Annotated in this window: 14 protein-coding genes and 1 pseudogene; 5 read left to right on the forward strand and 10 right to left on the reverse strand. The window is 63.1% G+C overall.

Going from position 1 to position 15,259, the window contains the following annotated elements; all coding sequences use genetic code 11:
* The first annotated feature begins 36 nt into the window (after positions 1-36).
* From J7I86_RS20045 to J7I86_RS20060, 4 genes are all read left to right on the forward strand, one after another.
* Positions 37-678 (forward strand): GntR family transcriptional regulator, encoded by a 642-nt coding sequence (locus J7I86_RS20045; RefSeq protein WP_214822617.1) that lies wholly within the window; start codon positions 37-39, stop codon positions 676-678.
* Positions 679-699: 21 nt separating this feature from the next.
* Positions 700-2,220 (forward strand): MmgE/PrpD family protein, encoded by a 1,521-nt coding sequence (locus J7I86_RS20050; RefSeq protein WP_214822618.1) that lies wholly within the window; start codon positions 700-702, stop codon positions 2,218-2,220.
* Positions 2,221-3,126, forward strand: coding sequence for a methylisocitrate lyase (gene prpB / locus J7I86_RS20055; RefSeq protein ID WP_214822619.1), 906 nt, complete (start codon positions 2,221-2,223; stop codon positions 3,124-3,126).
* Between the two features lie 77 nt (positions 3,127-3,203).
* Positions 3,204-4,343 carry a bifunctional 2-methylcitrate synthase/citrate synthase gene (locus tag J7I86_RS20060; RefSeq protein WP_214822620.1) on the forward strand — a complete coding sequence of 380 codons (1,140 nt, stop codon included), beginning with the start codon at positions 3,204-3,206 and terminating at the stop codon, positions 4,341-4,343.
* Positions 4,344-4,428: 85 nt separating this feature from the next.
* On the opposite strand, the gene J7I86_RS20065 is transcribed toward J7I86_RS20060, so the two are convergent.
* Positions 4,429-4,926 (reverse strand): NUDIX domain-containing protein, encoded by a 498-nt coding sequence (locus J7I86_RS20065; protein ID WP_214822621.1) that lies wholly within the window; start codon positions 4,924-4,926, stop codon positions 4,429-4,431.
* A 57-nt stretch (positions 4,927-4,983) separates the two neighbouring features.
* On the opposite strand from J7I86_RS20065, the gene J7I86_RS20070 reads away from it, so the two are divergent.
* Positions 4,984-5,742 (forward strand): hypothetical protein, encoded by a 759-nt coding sequence (locus J7I86_RS20070; protein ID WP_214822622.1) that lies wholly within the window; start codon positions 4,984-4,986, stop codon positions 5,740-5,742.
* Between the two features lie 41 nt (positions 5,743-5,783).
* Here the strand turns inward: J7I86_RS20070 and xerD are convergent, their stop codons facing one another.
* The 9 genes and pseudogenes from xerD to J7I86_RS20115 form a co-directional block, all read right to left on the reverse strand.
* Entirely contained in the window at positions 5,784-6,743 is a 960-nt protein-coding gene (xerD, locus tag J7I86_RS20075) for a site-specific tyrosine recombinase XerD (RefSeq protein WP_286180067.1), read from the reverse strand.
* A gap of 2 nt (positions 6,744-6,745) precedes the next feature.
* Entirely contained in the window at positions 6,746-7,408 is a 663-nt protein-coding gene (locus J7I86_RS20080; RefSeq protein WP_214822624.1) for an NUDIX hydrolase, read from the reverse strand.
* Positions 7,409-7,435: 27 nt separating this feature from the next.
* A complete protein-coding gene (locus tag J7I86_RS20085) occupies positions 7,436-9,181 on the reverse strand; it encodes a CTP synthase (RefSeq protein WP_214822625.1) in 1,746 nt (581 codons plus the stop codon).
* Positions 9,182-9,329: 148 nt separating this feature from the next.
* Entirely contained in the window at positions 9,330-11,069 is a 1,740-nt protein-coding gene (recN, locus tag J7I86_RS20090; RefSeq protein ID WP_214822626.1) for a DNA repair protein RecN, read from the reverse strand.
* 3 nt (positions 11,070-11,072) lie between these two features.
* Positions 11,073-12,113 (reverse strand): NAD kinase, encoded by a 1,041-nt coding sequence (locus J7I86_RS20095; protein WP_214822627.1) that lies wholly within the window; start codon positions 12,111-12,113, stop codon positions 11,073-11,075.
* 12 nt (positions 12,114-12,125) lie between these two features.
* Positions 12,126-12,938 (reverse strand): TlyA family RNA methyltransferase, encoded by an 813-nt coding sequence (locus J7I86_RS20100; protein ID WP_214822628.1) that lies wholly within the window; start codon positions 12,936-12,938, stop codon positions 12,126-12,128.
* Positions 12,939-12,941: 3 nt separating this feature from the next.
* Entirely contained in the window at positions 12,942-13,232 is a 291-nt protein-coding gene (locus J7I86_RS20105) for a hypothetical protein (protein WP_214822629.1), read from the reverse strand.
* Positions 13,233-13,241: 9 nt separating this feature from the next.
* Complete coding sequence (locus tag J7I86_RS20110) at positions 13,242-14,228, reverse strand: HAD-IIA family hydrolase (protein WP_214822630.1); 987 nt, start codon at positions 14,226-14,228, stop codon at positions 13,242-13,244.
* A pseudogene (locus tag J7I86_RS20115) lies at positions 14,221-15,259 on the reverse strand (hypothetical protein); the annotation flags it as partial. The gene J7I86_RS20110 and the pseudogene J7I86_RS20115, both read right to left, overlap by 8 nt.

Below are 15,259 nucleotides of genomic sequence, written 5' to 3' on the forward strand. Positions count from 1 at the left end.
CTGACCTGACGAGCCTTCTGTGTATACACTGATGGCATGCGCGCCAGTGATCGGGCCTACAACGCCCTCCGTGAAGACATCATTGAGTGGCGTCTCCGTCCGGGCACGGTCCTTGCGGAAGTGGAACAGTCCGAACGCCTCGGAGTGTCCCGCACCCCGGTCCGGGAAGCGCTGAGCCGGCTCACCGCTGAAGGATTGACGACGGCGGCAGGCGGCCGCGGCGTCGTCGTCAGCGATATCTCGCTGGACAGCATTGACGAACTGTTCGAGTTGCGCGAAACCCTCGAGGTGCGGGCCGCCGCCTTGGCCGCCCAGCGCGGGGAACCCGGTGTTTTCGCCGAGCTGCACACCCAACTGTTGCTGGCCCCCGAACTGCTCAGCGACCAGGATCCCGCACGCCACGAGTACTACGCCTTGGTGAGGCGCCTGGACCATGCCATCGATGCCGCGATTTCCAACTCCTACCTGGCCAATGCCATGCGGAGCCTGCGCGTCCACCTGGTCCGGGTCCGCCGCCTGGCAGCCGACGACGCCGCACGGCTCCACGCTGCCGCCGCAGAGCACGCGGCCATCGCGGAAGCCATCGCCGCCGGTAACCCCCGGCTGGCCGAGGCCGCCACCACACTTCACCTGCACCGAAGCCTCACCCACGTCAAAGCCGCCCACACGGCCCGTTAACGTCTCACTAGAAGGAGCACCATGGTTAAGAACAACCACGTCCGCGTCTACAAGAGCGAAGAGAACCTGCCCCGCGAAGAGCAGTTGGCGCACAAGATCGCAGTGGTCGCCGCCGACCCCGTCGAGGTCACTCCCGAGGTCACTGACATGGTGATTAACCGGATCATCGACAACGCCTCGGTGGCCATCGCCTCGCTGAACCGGGCACCGATCGTCGCAGCCCGAGCCCAGGCGCTGACCCACTCCCCGTCGGCGAACGGCAAGGGCGCCCGCGTTTTCGGCATTACTGAGCAGGTCTCCCCCGAGTGGGCCGCTTGGGCAAACGGCGTGGCCGTGCGCGAACTGGACTATCACGACACGTTCCTGGCCGCCGACTACTCCCACCCGGGGGATAACATCCCGCCGATCCTGGCCGTGGCCCAGCACGTCGGTTCCAACGGCGCAGACCTGGTCCGTGCCATCGCCACCGGGTACGAGATCCAGGTGAACCTGGTCAAGGCCATCTGCCTGCACAAGCACAAGATCGACCACGTGGCCCACCTCGGCCCCTCTGCTGCTGCAGGCATCGGCACGTTGTTGGGTTTGGATGTCGAAACGATCTTCCAGTCCGTGGGCCAGGCCCTGCACACCACCACCGCCACCCGTCAGTCACGCAAGGGCGAAATCTCCACCTGGAAAGCCCATGCCCCCGCCTTCGCAGGCAAAATGGCCGTCGAAGCGGTGGACCGCTCCATGCGCGGCCAGACCTCCCCCGTGCCGATCTACGAAGGCGAAGACGGCGTCATCGCCTGGATGCTGGACGGCCCGGACGCCTCCTACGAAGTTCCACTCCCCCTGCCAGGCGAGGCGAAGCGCGCCATCCTGGATACGTACACCAAGGAACACTCCGCCGAGTACCAGGCCCAGGCGTGGATCGACCTCGCCCGCAAACTCCACCGCGAGCACCCCGAAACCACCGACCCGGCCAACGTGGCCTCCGTGCTGATCAAGACCAGCCACCACACCCACTACGTCATCGGTTCCGGCGCGAACGACCCCCAAAAGTACTCCCCCGCCGCGTCCCGCGAAACCCTGGACCACTCCATCCCGTACATCTTCACCGTCGCCCTGCAGGACGGCGCCTGGCACCACGTGGACTCCTACGCCCCCGAACGCGCAGCCCGTCCGGACACCGTGGAACTCTGGCACAAGGTCACCACCGTCGAAGACCCGGAATGGACCCGCCGGTACCACTCCCTGGACATCGCAGAGAAAGCCTTCGGCGGTTCCGTGGAGATCACCCTCACCGACGGCACGGTCATTGCCGATGAGATCGCCGTAGCTGACGCGCACCCCCTCGGCGCCCGGCCGTTCGCCCGCGAGCAATACATCAACAAGTTCCGCACCCTCGCCGCTGGTCTCGTGGAGGACGCCGAAATCGAAAGGTTCCTCACCGCCGTCGAACGCGTCACCGAACTCGGCGAAGGCGAACTGGACCAGCTGAACATCACCGCAGCACCCGGTGTCATCAACCTCGCGGCAGCTCCGAAGGGACTGTTCTAAATGCTGTACTCCAAAGTCACCCCCGAACAGAAACGGGTGAAGCTGCGGGAGCTCCTGGCCTCCGGGACCGTGCAGCAGTTCCCCGGCGCATTCAACCCGCTCTCGGCACGGCTGATCGAGGAAAAGGGCTTCGCCGGGGTCTACATCTCCGGTGCCGTCCTGGCCAACGACCTCGGCCTCCCCGACATCGGCCTCACCACCCTCACCGAGGTAGCCACCCGGGCCGGGCAGATCGCCCGCATGACCGACCTGCCCTCCCTGGTGGACGCGGACACCGGCTTCGGCGAGCCCATGAACGTGGCCCGCACCATCCAGGAACTCGAAAACGCCGGCTTGGCCGGTTGCCACATCGAGGACCAGTTCAACCCCAAACGCTGCGGGCACCTGGACGGCAAGAACGTCGTCGACATCGACACCGCCACCAAACGCATCCGCGCCGCAGCAGACGCCCGACGCGACCCGAACTTCCTCATCATGGCCCGCACCGACATCCGCGCAGTCGAAGGAATCCAGGCCGCACAAGACCGCGCCAAAGCCCTGGTAGAGGCCGGCGCCGACGCGATCTTCCCCGAAGCCATGGCCACCCTGGACGAATTCCAAGCCATCCGCGACGCCGTGGACGTCCCCATCCTCGCCAACATGACAGAGTTCGGCAAAAGCGAGCTCTTCACCGTGGACCAACTCCAAAACGTCGGCGTGAACATGGTCATCTACCCGGTCACCCTCCTCCGCATTGCCATGGGCGCTGCAGAGCGTACTCTGGAATCGATCAAGGCTGCGGGGACCCAAGAAGCGCAAGTGGAGAACATGCTCACGCGTGCGCGCCTTTACGAACTCGTGGACTACGAGGCATACAACCAATTCGATACCGGCGTATTCAACTTCCAGGTTCCCGGCGCCCGCTAGGTTCCAGAATCATCAAGGGGAAAGCAGGCTCTCCGGAATCACCCGGAGCGCCTGCATTATGAACGAAGGAGTTCAGCATGGCTGCTGAAGAAATCAAAAAGGGCCTGGCCGGCGTCGTCGTGGACTACACCGCCGTCTCGAAGGTCAACCCGGATACCAATTCACTGCTGTACCGCGGGTACCCCGTCCAGGAACTGGCTGCCAAATGCAGCTTCGAAGAAGTGGCCTACCTGCTGTGGAACGGCGAACTGCCCAACGAAACAGAACTGGCTGAATTCACCGCACGTGAGCGGGCAGGCCGCACCCTGGACCCCGTGGTCAAGACGGTAGTGGACGCCTTGCCCATCACGGCGCATCCCATGGATGTGTGCCGTACAGCGGCGTCGGTGCTCGGTGCCCGGCACGAGCTGGCGGAGGATTCCTCGCCCGAGGCCAACATGAAAAAGGCAATCGACCTGTGGGCTGCCATGCCCGCAGTGGTGGCCTATGACCAGCGGCGCCGCCGCGGCCAGGAAGTGGTTGAAGCCCGCGAGGACCTGGACTACTCAGCCAACTTCCTCTGGATGACCTTCGGCGAAGAGCAGGTTCCGGAAGTGGTGGAGGCGTTCAACGTCTCCATGATCCTGTATGCGGAGCACTCCTTTAACGCCTCCACGTTCACTGCTCGCGTCGTCACCTCCACGCTCTCGGACCTGCACTCAGCTGTCACCGCGGCGATAGGCGCGCTCAAGGGTCCGCTGCACGGCGGCGCGAACGAAGCCGTCATGCACACGTTCGATGAGATCGGCATCCGCAGCGAAGAATCCCTCGAGGAAGCTGCCACCCGTGCCCGGGCCTGGATGGAAGACGCCCTGGCCCAGAAAAAGAAGGTCATGGGCTTCGGGCACCGCGTCTACAAGCACGGCGACTCCCGCGTGCCCACCATGAAAGCCGCCCTGGACAAAATGATCGCCCACTACGGGCGCCCGGAACTCCTGGGACTCTACAACGGGCTCGAGCAGGCCATGGACGAGGCAAAGGCCATCAAACCCAACCTCGACTACCCGGCTGGCCCCACCTACCACCTCATGGGCTTCGACACCCCCACGTTCACCCCGCTGTTCGTCGCCAGCCGGATCACCGGCTGGACCGCACACATCATGGAACAGGTAGCCTCCAACTCCCTGATCCGCCCGCTCAGCGAATACAACGGTCCCGAAGAGCGGCACCTCCCCTAGCGCTTCCGGATATCCAGCGAGACGTACGACGCCGGGCCGGTCACCGAAAGGCGACCGGTCCGGCGTCGTTCTTTCTTCGGTCTTGTTACTGCTGGGGCTCCACCCAATCAATGGTGTGGACGTCGGCAACATTCTCGTTGTCTGCCGCCAAGGCCACCCGCACGGCGATGCGCTGGCCTGCGATCATGGCCGGCAGCCAATGTTCGGCATCAGCCCACATCCTGTCCACCGGAAGGTCAGCCACGGGGAACCATGCCGGGGCAATCTCGTCACTTTCCGATGGTTCCCCCTCCCACGTACGGGTCAGGAACACGGTGGTGGCCATGTTCCACTCCGGCCTTGCCGGAAAGACAAAGTCCACGGTGCCCGCCGGAATCAGGTCTTTCGCCGCCACCACTACGTTGACTTCCTCCATAACTTCCCGGCAAGCAGCCTGCGAGGCGGTCTCCCCCAGCTCAACGTGCCCGCCGACACCCACTACCTTGCCCCTGCCGAAGCCAGTCTTCTTGGTGCCGAGCAGGACGTACTCGCCGTCGGCGCCGTCACGGAGAAGGAAGCACAAAGTCACATGGGCAGCAGTCATGCTGCCTACCTTAACCTGATCTCCCCTGCCGTTGCCCGCCATTGCTACAGTGAGCCCATGACTGAAGGTGGGGGAAACGGGCGAGCCCAGGCAGCCGCCGTCGATGGCGTCGTTGAACCGCCGTCCGACAACGCTACCGAGCCGGCAGAAAGAGTTCCCAAGGCCAACCCTGAACGGGACACGTGGTTGCCCCGTTGGCTCGTGGCACACCCGCTCTATGCAGGCTGGGCCTGGACGGTGATGTGGGCCGGGCTGATCGTCCTGGACGAAGTGGTGGACCTGGCCGGATGGACCTGGTACTTGCTGGTCTTCGTGGCCGCACTTCCCACCCTGATCTCCACGCTGGTGGTTCTGCAGGCCACGCCCCGCAGCCATCTCCACGCAGTGGACGCAACAGTCCTCGGCCACTTCTTTGTCCGGTTCCTCGCACTCGTTGCAGCATTTATGGTCTGGGCAGCCTCCGTGGTGATGAGTGCCTCGATATCCACCACAATCCAGACCGTCATCGGCGATTCCGAAAAGGAAGTTACGGCCCTGGGTTTCAATCTCATGTTGGCCGCAGTTCCGTTGGTGCTCTCCATCCTGTGGATGGCATTCATTGTCCGCTGCGCATGGTTCCTGCGGCGGTTGCGGGGTTGGCGGCAGGTACCGCTGAAGACACGCGTACCGAAGAAGTTCCTCCGCGGACGCCCGCGACTCAAGCGGGTAGTGGTTGGGCTGGCGCATCCCGGCCTCCTGCTTGTAGCAGGATTGGGGACCTCGCTGCTGGCATTGTTCGTGGACGCCGTGGAGCTGACGCTGAACGTGCTGGAGTAGTTGGCCTCGCTACCGCAGGAACTGTCTATCCGAAACCGGTGTTACCCGAGTGCCCTCGGATGCGCGGCTGCGTAGACCTCACGCAAGGTGTCCGCGGTGACCAGCGTGTAGACCTGCGTTGTGGTAACTGACGCGTGCCCAAGCAGCTCCTGCACCACCCTGACGTCCGCTCCGCCCTCCAAAAGGTGGGTGGCGAAGGAATGCCTCAATGTGTGCGGTGAAACGTCTTTGGTGATGTTGGCCTTCTCGGCCGCCGTCTTGAGGATGGTCCACGCACTCTGCCTGCTGATCCGGCCACCCCGGGCGTTGAGGAACAGCGCCGGAGCGCCTTTGCCCTTGGACGCCAACAGCGGCCTGCCGCGGACAATATAGGCTCCGACGGCGCGGGCACCGTATGAGCCCAAGGGCACCAAACGTTCTTTGGACCCTTTGCCGAACAGCCGCACGATTGCGGGGTCATCGCCGGTGTCTTCAAGCGAGACGTCATCGACGTCCAACCCCACGGCCTCACTGATGCGGGCCCCCGTGGAGTACAGGAATTCAAGCAGTGCGCGGTCCCGGAGGCCGGTGGCGCTATCCGAACCTGCAGCTTCGAGGATGCGCGTCACTTCGCCAACGCTGATGGCTTTGGGAAGCCGCTTGCCTGGCATGGGCGGGTGGACATCGCTGGCGGGATCCGCCGTCGTGGTTCCTTCAAGCGCCCAGAACTTGTGGAGCCCGCGAACGGCTACCACTGTGCGTGCGGCAGAGCGGACACCCAGTGCGGCGCCGCCGTCGGAACCGTCGGACAAGGCCTGGACGAAAGCCGTCACATGATGCCGTGTGATGTTTCCAGGCTGTTCCACACCCTGGGCTGCGAGAAAGTTCGAATACCGGGACAGGTCCCTGCGGTAGGCGGACAAGGTGTTGGCTGCCAAACCACGCTCCACTCCGACGTGCTGCAGGTAGTCGGTGATGGCGCGGTCCACGCCGTTTGCGGTTCGAGTGGCGGCCTCGGCCATGCTCAGCGCTGGCTCGGATGAGCCGGCCATGGCGCATTGGCGGGACGAAGGTTCGTGAAGCCTTCAGCCTTCGCGGCAGCGGCAGCCAGGATCCCCAACACTGCCGACGGATTGTGCAACCGACCTTCCATCACTGCCTTTACCGCGTCTTCGAGCGGCACCCAGTGGAGTTCAATTTCAGCTTCTTCATCGGTGCGGACGTGCCGGTCCGCCGAGGCGACGTCGCTGAGACCACGCGCCAGGTAAATTCGGACTGCCTCGCTGGATGAGCCCGGGGAGTTGAAGAAGTCCACAAGGACGTTCCAGGTAGCGGCAACCAGATCGGCTTCCTCGGCCAGCTCCCGGGCCGCGCCCACCACAAAGTCCTCGCCCTCAACGTCCAACAGGCCGGCCGGAATCTCCCACAGATCCATGCCCACCGGATGCCGGTACTGCTTCAGCAGCAGGATTTCGCCGTCCACGTTCATGGGTAGCACCGCCACAGCGCCCGGGTGGTCGATGTAGTCCCGAACCAGGGTGTCCGTGCCGTCGCTCAGTTGGAAGGAGTCGCTGACCACGTCCCAAATGCGGCCTTCGTACACCTTGCTGGTAGACAAAAGACGGCGCGGGCTCGGCATGTCCGAAACCTGCCTTGAGGTGCGGGGGGTTTCAGAAATACCGGGCATCGCGCCGTCCTTCGTTAGTACTTGCGTTTACTTGGCAGCTACCGTGCGGGCGCCGGTCTTGGTGGCCACGGGGGCACCTTCACGACGCTCCAAGGCAGCCTTGACCAAACCTGCGAACAGCGGGTGAGGGCGCGTGGGGCGGGAGCTGAGCTCCGGGTGCGCCTGCGTTGCCACGTAGTACGGGTGGACTTCGCGGGGAAGCTCCACATATTCCACGAGCTTGCCGTCAGGAGAAGTACCGGAGAACACCAGGCCCTTGGCAGCGATCTGGTCGCGGTACTTGTTGTTGACCTCATAGCGGTGGCGGTGGCGTTCACTGACAGTGGTGGTGCCGTAGGTCTCGGCAATGACGGAGCCTTCGTCCAGCTTGGCTTCGTAGAGGCCAAGACGCATGGTGCCGCCGAGATCTCCCTTGCCCTCCACGATGTCCAACTGCTCTTCCATGGTGGCGATCACGGGGTACTTCGAATCCGGCTCGAACTCGCTGGAGGAAGCACCTTCAAGGCCAACCACGTTACGGGCGTACTCGATTACCATGCACTGCAGGCCAAGGCACAGGCCCAGGACAGGGAGCTTGGTTTCGCGGGCAAATTTCAGAGCGCCCAGCTTGCCTTCAAGGCCGCGGATACCGAAGCCGCCAGGAACACAGATGGCGTCCACACCGGCCAAGGATTTTGTTGCCCCTTCCAGGGTTTCGCACTCGTCCGAGGGGACCCAGCGGATCTTGACCTTGGCTTCGTTGGCGAAACCGCCGGCGCGGAGAGCCTCGGTGACCGAGAGGTAGGCGTCCGGGAGGTCGATGTACTTGCCCACCAGGGCAACTTCGACCTCATGCTTGGGGTTGTGGACTGCTTCAAGCAGCTTGTCCCACTTGCTCCAGTCAACGTCCTTGAACGGCAGATCCAGCGCACGGACTATGTAGGAGTCCAAGCCTTGGGAATGCAGGGTCTTGGGGATGTCATAGATGCTGGGGGCATCAGCGGCGTTAACTACGGCGTCGATGTCGACGTCGCACATGCGGCCGATTTTCTCGCGCATGGCATCAGGCACTTCGCGGTCCGAGCGGATCACGATTGCCTCAGGCTGGATACCAATGGAGCGAAGGGCAGCCACGGAGTGCTGGGTGGGCTTGGTCTTCAGTTCCTGGGAAGGACCGATATACGGGACCAGCGAAACGTGCAGGAAGAAGACGTTGTTGCGGCCCACATCCTGGCGGACCTGGCGTGCTGACTCAAGGAACGGCTGTGACTCGATGTCGCCCACCGTGCCACCGATTTCGGTGATGATGACGTCCGGAGCGTTTTTGCCTTCGGCAGGCAGGCGCATGCGGCGCTTGATTTCATCGGTGATGTGCGGAATGACCTGGACGGTGTCTCCCAGATATTCGCCGCGACGTTCCTTGGCGATAACGGTGGAGTAGATCTGGCCCGTTGTGACGTTGGCCGAACCTTCGAGGTTTTCGTCGAGGAAGCGCTCGTAGTGTCCGATGTCGAGGTCGGTTTCGGCACCGTCATCCGTCACGAAAACTTCGCCGTGCTGGAAGGGGTTCATCGTGCCCGGATCCACGTTCAGATAGGGATCGAGCTTCTGCATAGTTACAGACAAACCACGTGCCCGCAGTAGGTGACCGAGGCTGGAAGCCGTCAGACCCTTACCGAGCGAGGACGCCACACCACCGGTGACGAAGATGTGTTTGGTCGTCTTGGACGAGCCCGGGAACCGGGAATTTACACGGGAATTTGATCGCTGCACCACGGAATTCGAGCTTATCATCAATTACGCCTTCCCAGCGCCTGTTCGGATTCCCCAAATGGTCAATAGTTGCTCACCACCGCATTCCAAGCAAGACCCGGGCGGATAAATTGCACCGATGTGATTGTGCTCGCACTCCCCTAGCGTACGGCCACCCCTGCCCGACGCCTCAGGCGCGTTGGGGCAAGAGCTTTGCGTCATCCAGCAATTCCTGGGCATGCGCCTGTGCACTTTCGGAATCCTCTTGTCCGGCCAGCATGCGGGCAAGCTCCTTGACGCGCTCGTCGTCGCTCAGCAACTGCACATCGCTGGAGGTGAAGCCGGTGGTCGTCTTTCCGTCAGCGCCCCGCACCGAAGTTTTGGTCACTCGGATGTGTTGATCGGCAAAAGCAGCTACCTGTGGCAGGTGCGTCACCACCAGGACCTGGACGTGCCGTGCGAGCATGGCCAACCTGCGGCCGATTTCCACGGCAGCACGCCCACCCACGCCGGCGTCAACTTCATCGAAGACAAAGGTGGGGACAGGATCTACGGCCGCCAGCACCACCTCGATCGCCAACATGACCCTGGACAGTTCACCACCGGAGGCTCCCTTGCCCAGTGGCCTCGCCGGGGCACCGGAGTGGGGCTGGAGCAGGAAAGCGATCTCATCGGTGCCCCAAGGGCCCAATGCGCCGCTGCCATCCGCTTCGATGACCAGAGTGGCGTCGGCCATCGCCAAGGCCTTCAGCTCGGCGCTGACCCGGGAAGACAGGTCCTTGGCAGCTTTGAGGCGGGCTTTGGTGATGGCGGCAGCCAGCTTGCGCAGGGTTGCTTCGGCAGTAGCCACCTCGGTGTCCAGGGACTCAATGCGGCTTGAATCGTCCTGCAACTCGTCCAGGCGGGCCCTCGCCGTCGCTGCCCATTCAAGGACTTCATCGATACTCGGCGCATATTTGCGGATCAGTTTGGCCAGGACTGCCCGGCGCTCCTCGATTTCAGAGAGCCGCTCAGGCCCTTCCGTGTCCAGCGCAGCCTGATAACTGGACAGCTCGGCCGCGATGTCATTGAGGAGGAAGCCCACCTCCGCCAGCCGGGTTGCTGCGGAACGAAGTTCCTCGTCGTGCTCCGCCACGTGCTCCAGCGTTCGTTTGGCGGCATCCACCATGGTGGTTGCATCGCCGGCGTCTCCGAATTCTTCGGCAATGAGCGACTCGTGGGCAGCAGCTGCCGCCAAACGCAGTTCTTCTACGTTGGCCAGCTTTACGGCCTCGGCTTTGAGAGTCTCGTCCTCTCCCGGCTGGGGATCCACCTCATCAATTTCCTTGAGGGCAGCGTCCAGGGACTCGGCCTCCCGTAAACGCTCGCGGGCTTCGCTGCGAAGCGTCTCAAGTTCGGACTGGATGGCTTTCCAGTGGTTGAACAGCTCCTGGTACTCTGCCAGTGTCTTCGCCAAGGGCGCTCCGGCAAACCTGTCCAAGGCGTGCCGCTGCGCGGTGGCGCTCTTGAGCCGGATCTGGTCCGACTGCCCATGGACCACCACCAGGCTTTCGCCCAACTCAGCCAATACCCCCACCGGTGCCGCGCGTCCGCCAACAAAAGCACGGCTACGCCCGTCGGCTCCAACGGTGCGGGCCAGCAGGAGTTCAGCAACGCCGTCGAACTCCTCCGCCTCGCCGCCGGCCTCCTTGGCGCGTTCCACCGCACTGTGCGCGGGATCAAGTTTCAGCACAGCTTCGGCCGACGCGGATTTGGCTCCGCTTCGAACGGCACCCGCGTCCGAACGGGCACCAAGAAGAAGTCCGACGGCGGTCACCACCATGGTCTTGCCCGCACCGGTTTCGCCGGTGACTACGCTGAGGCCCGGGCCCAGCGGCAGGGCGGCGTCGGTGATGACGCCGAGGTCACGGATTCGGAGTTCTTCGAGCATGGTTCACTTCGCATTCGTGGGATCTGATGGCTCACCGTGCCCCAGGTCCTCGGACGTTTCGGAGTCCCGGGGACTGGGCAAAGGAGCCGGTGACAGGGTCCGGATGACAGGGATGGGACCGGTGTGGACTTCGCCGCTCCGAGGGGCCGGGCCGCGCCAGCCGTGGATGGGTAGCTGGAACTTGCGGACCAGACGCGCCGAGAACGGAGTCTTGTGAGTCCGGGCCAGACGCACCGGTGTGGCCGAGCGCGTTACCTCAACGCGGGCTCCGGGCGGAAGATCCACCGAACGCCGGCCATCGCACCAAAGAACCCCCAAAGCCTCGGTCCTGTTCATGATTTCCACAGCCAGCTTGGAACGTGGCGACACCACCAAAGGCTTGGCAAAAAGCGCATGCGCACTGATAGGAACTATGACCAAAGCTTCAACCTCAGGCCACACCACAGGCCCTCCTGAAGAGAAGGCATAGGCCGTGGAACCCGTGGGCGTAGCGAGGACCACTCCATCACAGCCGAACGACGTCAAAGGACGTTCATCCACTTCGGTGACAATCTCCAACATGCGTTCCCGGTTGGCCTTTTCAATGGCAGCTTCGTTCAAAGCCCAGGTGTGCCAAATCTTCTGGCCTTTGACCCACACCTGGACATCGATGGTCATGCGTTCTTCAACCGTGTACTGACGGCTGGCAATCCACTCCACCGTCTGGGCCAGATCGGCGCGTTCACTTTCCGCGAGGAAACCCACGTGCCCCAGGTTGACGCCCAACAGCGGTACATCCACCTCTCGGACCAGTTCAGCAGCGCGAAGGATGGTGCCATCGCCGCCCAAGACCATCACCAACTCCACGTCCTCCAGATTGACGTGATCGTTGAGGATCTCAATGGGCGTATCCAGGGCACCAAAAAAACGCTCGATATCGGCAAGTTCGGATTTCTGCAGCACGGGAACCAAGCCGGAGGCATGCAGTTGCGTACAGGCATCCCACGCTGCGCGGAGCGATTCCTCCCGCCCTGTGTGGGCAAGGACAAGTACACGCCTGCTCATCGGATCTGCTTTCTAGTGGTTCGGCCAGAGTTTCTTGATCAACGCAGCAACGTCCTCGTCCCGCTCTTCGATCTTAGGCAACACCGCGGACATCCTGCGCTTCATCCACAGGAAGTATTCAACATTTCCGTCCTGGCCCGGAAGCGGACTGGCCGCCAGGTCCAGAAGTTCCAAGCCGGCATCCACTGCTGCGCGGGCCACCTGGGCCACCGCCCGGCGTCGTTCATTCTCTGAGGACACCACTCCGGTTCGGCTCAAGCGCTCCTTGCCAACCTCGAACTGCGGCTTAACCATGAGGACCATATCGCCGCCCGGCTCGGTGCATTGGGCCAGCGGCCACAGGACCAGCGTCAAGGAAATGAAAGACAAGTCAGCAACAGTCAGCGTCGCGGCGCCGCCGATCTGCTCCGGCGTCATGTACCTGACGTTGAGGCCCTCATGAACCTCCACTTTGGGATCATCCCGAAGGTGGGCCACCAGCTGGCCGTGCCCCACGTCCACCGCCACCACCTGGGCAGCACCTTCCCGCAGCAGGACGTCAGTGAAACCGCCCGTGGAAGCCCCTGCGTCCAGACACCGCTTTCCGGAAACCACGACGTCGGGGAACGCCTTCAGCGCGCCGGCCAGCTTATGCCCGGCACGGCTCACGTAAATGTCCTCCAGATGGGACTCGACATCCAACTCCGTGCGAGCATCCACTGGAAAGGCGGCTTTGACGAGGACCTGGCCGCCCGAACTGACCTTGCCATCACTGATGAGTTTGGCGGCGTGGGTACGTGACCTCGCCAACCCACGGGAGACAAGTTCCTGATCAAGTCTTGGCATGCGCTAGCTGTCGCCTTCCGGGCGGGGGATGCTCTCAGGCGTTGCCGGAAGCCCGGGTTCCGCGTTCAAGGCTTCCAACAGACCATCATGGACGGCGGCGTACAGCTCCCCATGCTCGGGGACGGGCGACTCCGCGACGCCATCCAGCAGGCTAAGAGCCCTGTCCACCAGAGGATCCCCTGTGGCGCTCGGCGCGTCAGGCCACTGCACCGCAGGACGTTCCCGTTCAGGACGTTCCGCTTCGGGGGCTGCCGACTCAGGAGGTGAGAACTCGGAATGTTGGGGCTCGGTCATCGCACCAGTCTAGTGATTTCGCCATTCAAGCTGCGGGGCGCGTGCCACGTCCGTGTCGGGAACCGCTGCCCACCACGCAGCACATGCAGCACGCCACGCGTCGAGGTCGCCCTCCAAGCCAGTGACCGTGACGGTACCGTCCCCCACAACTGCAGTGGCCGCACCGCAACGGAACGTACCGTCGTCGCTAATGATCTCCGGATACGGCGCGTAGAGACCCTCAAGGTCCGCCAAAAGGAAATCCGGACGTTCATCAGTCCGCGCCGCAAGGATGGAGTGAGTAGTGTCCACCCCGGTGAGGACGGCCGCCGTCGCAAATCCTGCACGGTTGCCACCCAGAATGTCGGTGTCCAACCGGTCCCCTACAACCAGCGGGCGATCGGACTGAAGCCGCTTGGCCGCTGCGTGGAAGAGAGGCGCCTCGGGCTTGCCGGCCACCAAAGGAGTCTTACCCGTGGCCGCTGCAACAGCGGCCACCAGAGTTCCATTCCCCGGCGCCATCCCGCGGGCCTGCGGGATGGACATATCCGTGTTGGTGGCAAACCACATGGCTCCCCCGGCCACTACATACGACGCCTCCGCCAGATCCTTCCAACCGATCTCCGGGTTGAAGCCTTGGACTACGGCAACCGGAGATTCCGCTGCACTGTGCACCGGCTTAAGTCCAACCAATTCAATCTCATGAGCCAATGCTGCGCTGCCAGTAATGAGGACGTGCGCCCCCGCAGGCAGCATGGAAGCCAGAAGCTCCCCTGCCGCCTGTGAGGAACTGACCACTTGATGATCCTCCGCCGGAGCACCGAGCTCACGCAGATGCGCAGCCACTTGGGCGGGCGTGCGGGAGGCGTTATTGGTCACGTAACCCAGGCCTACGCCCACGGTTTCGAGGCGCTGCAACGCTTCCACAGCTCCGGGGATGGCGTGTGGTCCTGCATAGACCACACCATCCAGATCCGAAAGGACAGCATCAAAGGATGAGATCAGTGAATCAGCCATGCTGGGAGTCGGAGCCCTCGTTCTCGGTATCTTCGTCTTTTGCCTCTGCGTCGTCGTCAGCTGAATCGATGTTAGATTCTGCGTCATCGGATTCGAAGTAATCCGACTCCGCATCGTCAAGCTCAACCTCATCATGCTCAACGTCGGCAGCTGCGGCCTCAACAATGACCGTTTCCGTTTCCGGCTTCACGACGTCGGCGTCCGGCGCCGGCTTCTCGAAGCGCGGCTTCCGCGCGGCTGCTTCTTCCTGCTCGTCCCAGCCAAGGTCAAGAATCTCGGGCTCAGCAAAGTCGCCCACACCCAGGGCGTTCTCAGCAACAAGCGCCTGGCGGGCCCACTTATCGGCTTCCTCAGTACGACCCACCGCACTCAAAGCTTCGGCGTATGCGCGGAAGAGGCGGGGGCTGTAAGAGAATGCCCGGTTGATGTCCAACTGCGGGATCTCAAGCTCGCTGACAGCAGCATCCAACTGCTCAAGGTCTGCACGTGCGCCTGAAGCAACAATGGCGAGCTCAACTTTGCCCGGAGCGTCAAGATCCTGGGCTTCGGGAGAGCGGACCATGTCCAAGGCGCGGTCAGGGCGGCCAAGGCCACGCTCACAGTCGGCCATCACCGGCAAGTGCACGTTGGAACCACTGATGCGGCGGTACGTACGGAATTCACGCAGTGCCTCGCCGTAGTGGCCGGCAGCGTAAGCCGTCAGGCCAACCGCTTCACGTACGGCCGAGAGGCGTCCGCCGCGGCGGCTGGCGGCAAGGGCGTGCTGGAAAGCGAGCTCGGGCTCAATGTCGATCAGACGGCCGGCCATGACCAGGTGCTTTGCGACCCACCCGGCGCTCTGTTCCTCGAGGGTCTTGATCTGGTGACCAGTGGCGCGGTCGAGTTCCTTACCCGTGACGTCCTCATCAATTTCAGGAGAACGTTCGCGGTCAGGGCGGTTGGCGCTGCGGATGTCCTTGGCGTTGGGAACCCGTGCCGGCCGTTCTTCCCAAGAGCCGCCACGCTCGCTGCGGTCTCCACTGAAGTTGCGC

It is taken from the genome of Arthrobacter sp. ISL-95 (genome assembly GCF_018613695.1).
Lineage (GTDB): Bacteria > Actinomycetota > Actinomycetes > Actinomycetales > Micrococcaceae > Arthrobacter.

What these genes read in the sequence shown, in the direction of transcription:
- recN (WP_214822626.1), bottom strand. Translation starts at nt 11,069, where the DNA reads ATGCTCGAAGAACTCCGAATCCGTGACCTCGGCGTCATCACCGACGCC.
- J7I86_RS20100 (WP_214822628.1), bottom strand. Translation starts at nt 12,938, where the DNA reads ATGCCAAGACTTGATCAGGAACTTGTCTCCCGTGGGTTGGCGAGGTCA.
- J7I86_RS20070 (WP_214822622.1), top strand. Translation starts at nt 4,984, where the DNA reads ATGACTGAAGGTGGGGGAAACGGGCGAGCCCAGGCAGCCGCCGTCGAT.
- J7I86_RS20060 (WP_214822620.1), top strand. Translation starts at nt 3,204, where the DNA reads ATGGCTGCTGAAGAAATCAAAAAGGGCCTGGCCGGCGTCGTCGTGGAC.
- J7I86_RS20045 (WP_214822617.1), top strand. Translation starts at nt 37, where the DNA reads ATGCGCGCCAGTGATCGGGCCTACAACGCCCTCCGTGAAGACATCATT.
- prpB (WP_214822619.1), top strand. Translation starts at nt 2,221, where the DNA reads ATGCTGTACTCCAAAGTCACCCCCGAACAGAAACGGGTGAAGCTGCGG.
- xerD (WP_286180067.1), bottom strand. Translation starts at nt 6,743, where the DNA reads ATGGCCGAGGCCGCCACTCGAACCGCAAACGGCGTGGACCGCGCCATC.
- J7I86_RS20085 (WP_214822625.1), bottom strand. Translation starts at nt 9,181, where the DNA reads ATGATAAGCTCGAATTCCGTGGTGCAGCGATCAAATTCCCGTGTAAAT.
- J7I86_RS20050 (WP_214822618.1), top strand. Translation starts at nt 700, where the DNA reads ATGGTTAAGAACAACCACGTCCGCGTCTACAAGAGCGAAGAGAACCTG.
- J7I86_RS20080 (WP_214822624.1), bottom strand. Translation starts at nt 7,408, where the DNA reads ATGCCCGGTATTTCTGAAACCCCCCGCACCTCAAGGCAGGTTTCGGAC.
- J7I86_RS20110 (WP_214822630.1), bottom strand. Translation starts at nt 14,228, where the DNA reads ATGGCTGATTCACTGATCTCATCCTTTGATGCTGTCCTTTCGGATCTG.
- J7I86_RS20105 (WP_214822629.1), bottom strand. Translation starts at nt 13,232, where the DNA reads ATGACCGAGCCCCAACATTCCGAGTTCTCACCTCCTGAGTCGGCAGCC.
- J7I86_RS20065 (WP_214822621.1), bottom strand. Translation starts at nt 4,926, where the DNA reads ATGACTGCTGCCCATGTGACTTTGTGCTTCCTTCTCCGTGACGGCGCC.
- J7I86_RS20095 (WP_214822627.1), bottom strand. Translation starts at nt 12,113, where the DNA reads ATGAGCAGGCGTGTACTTGTCCTTGCCCACACAGGGCGGGAGGAATCG.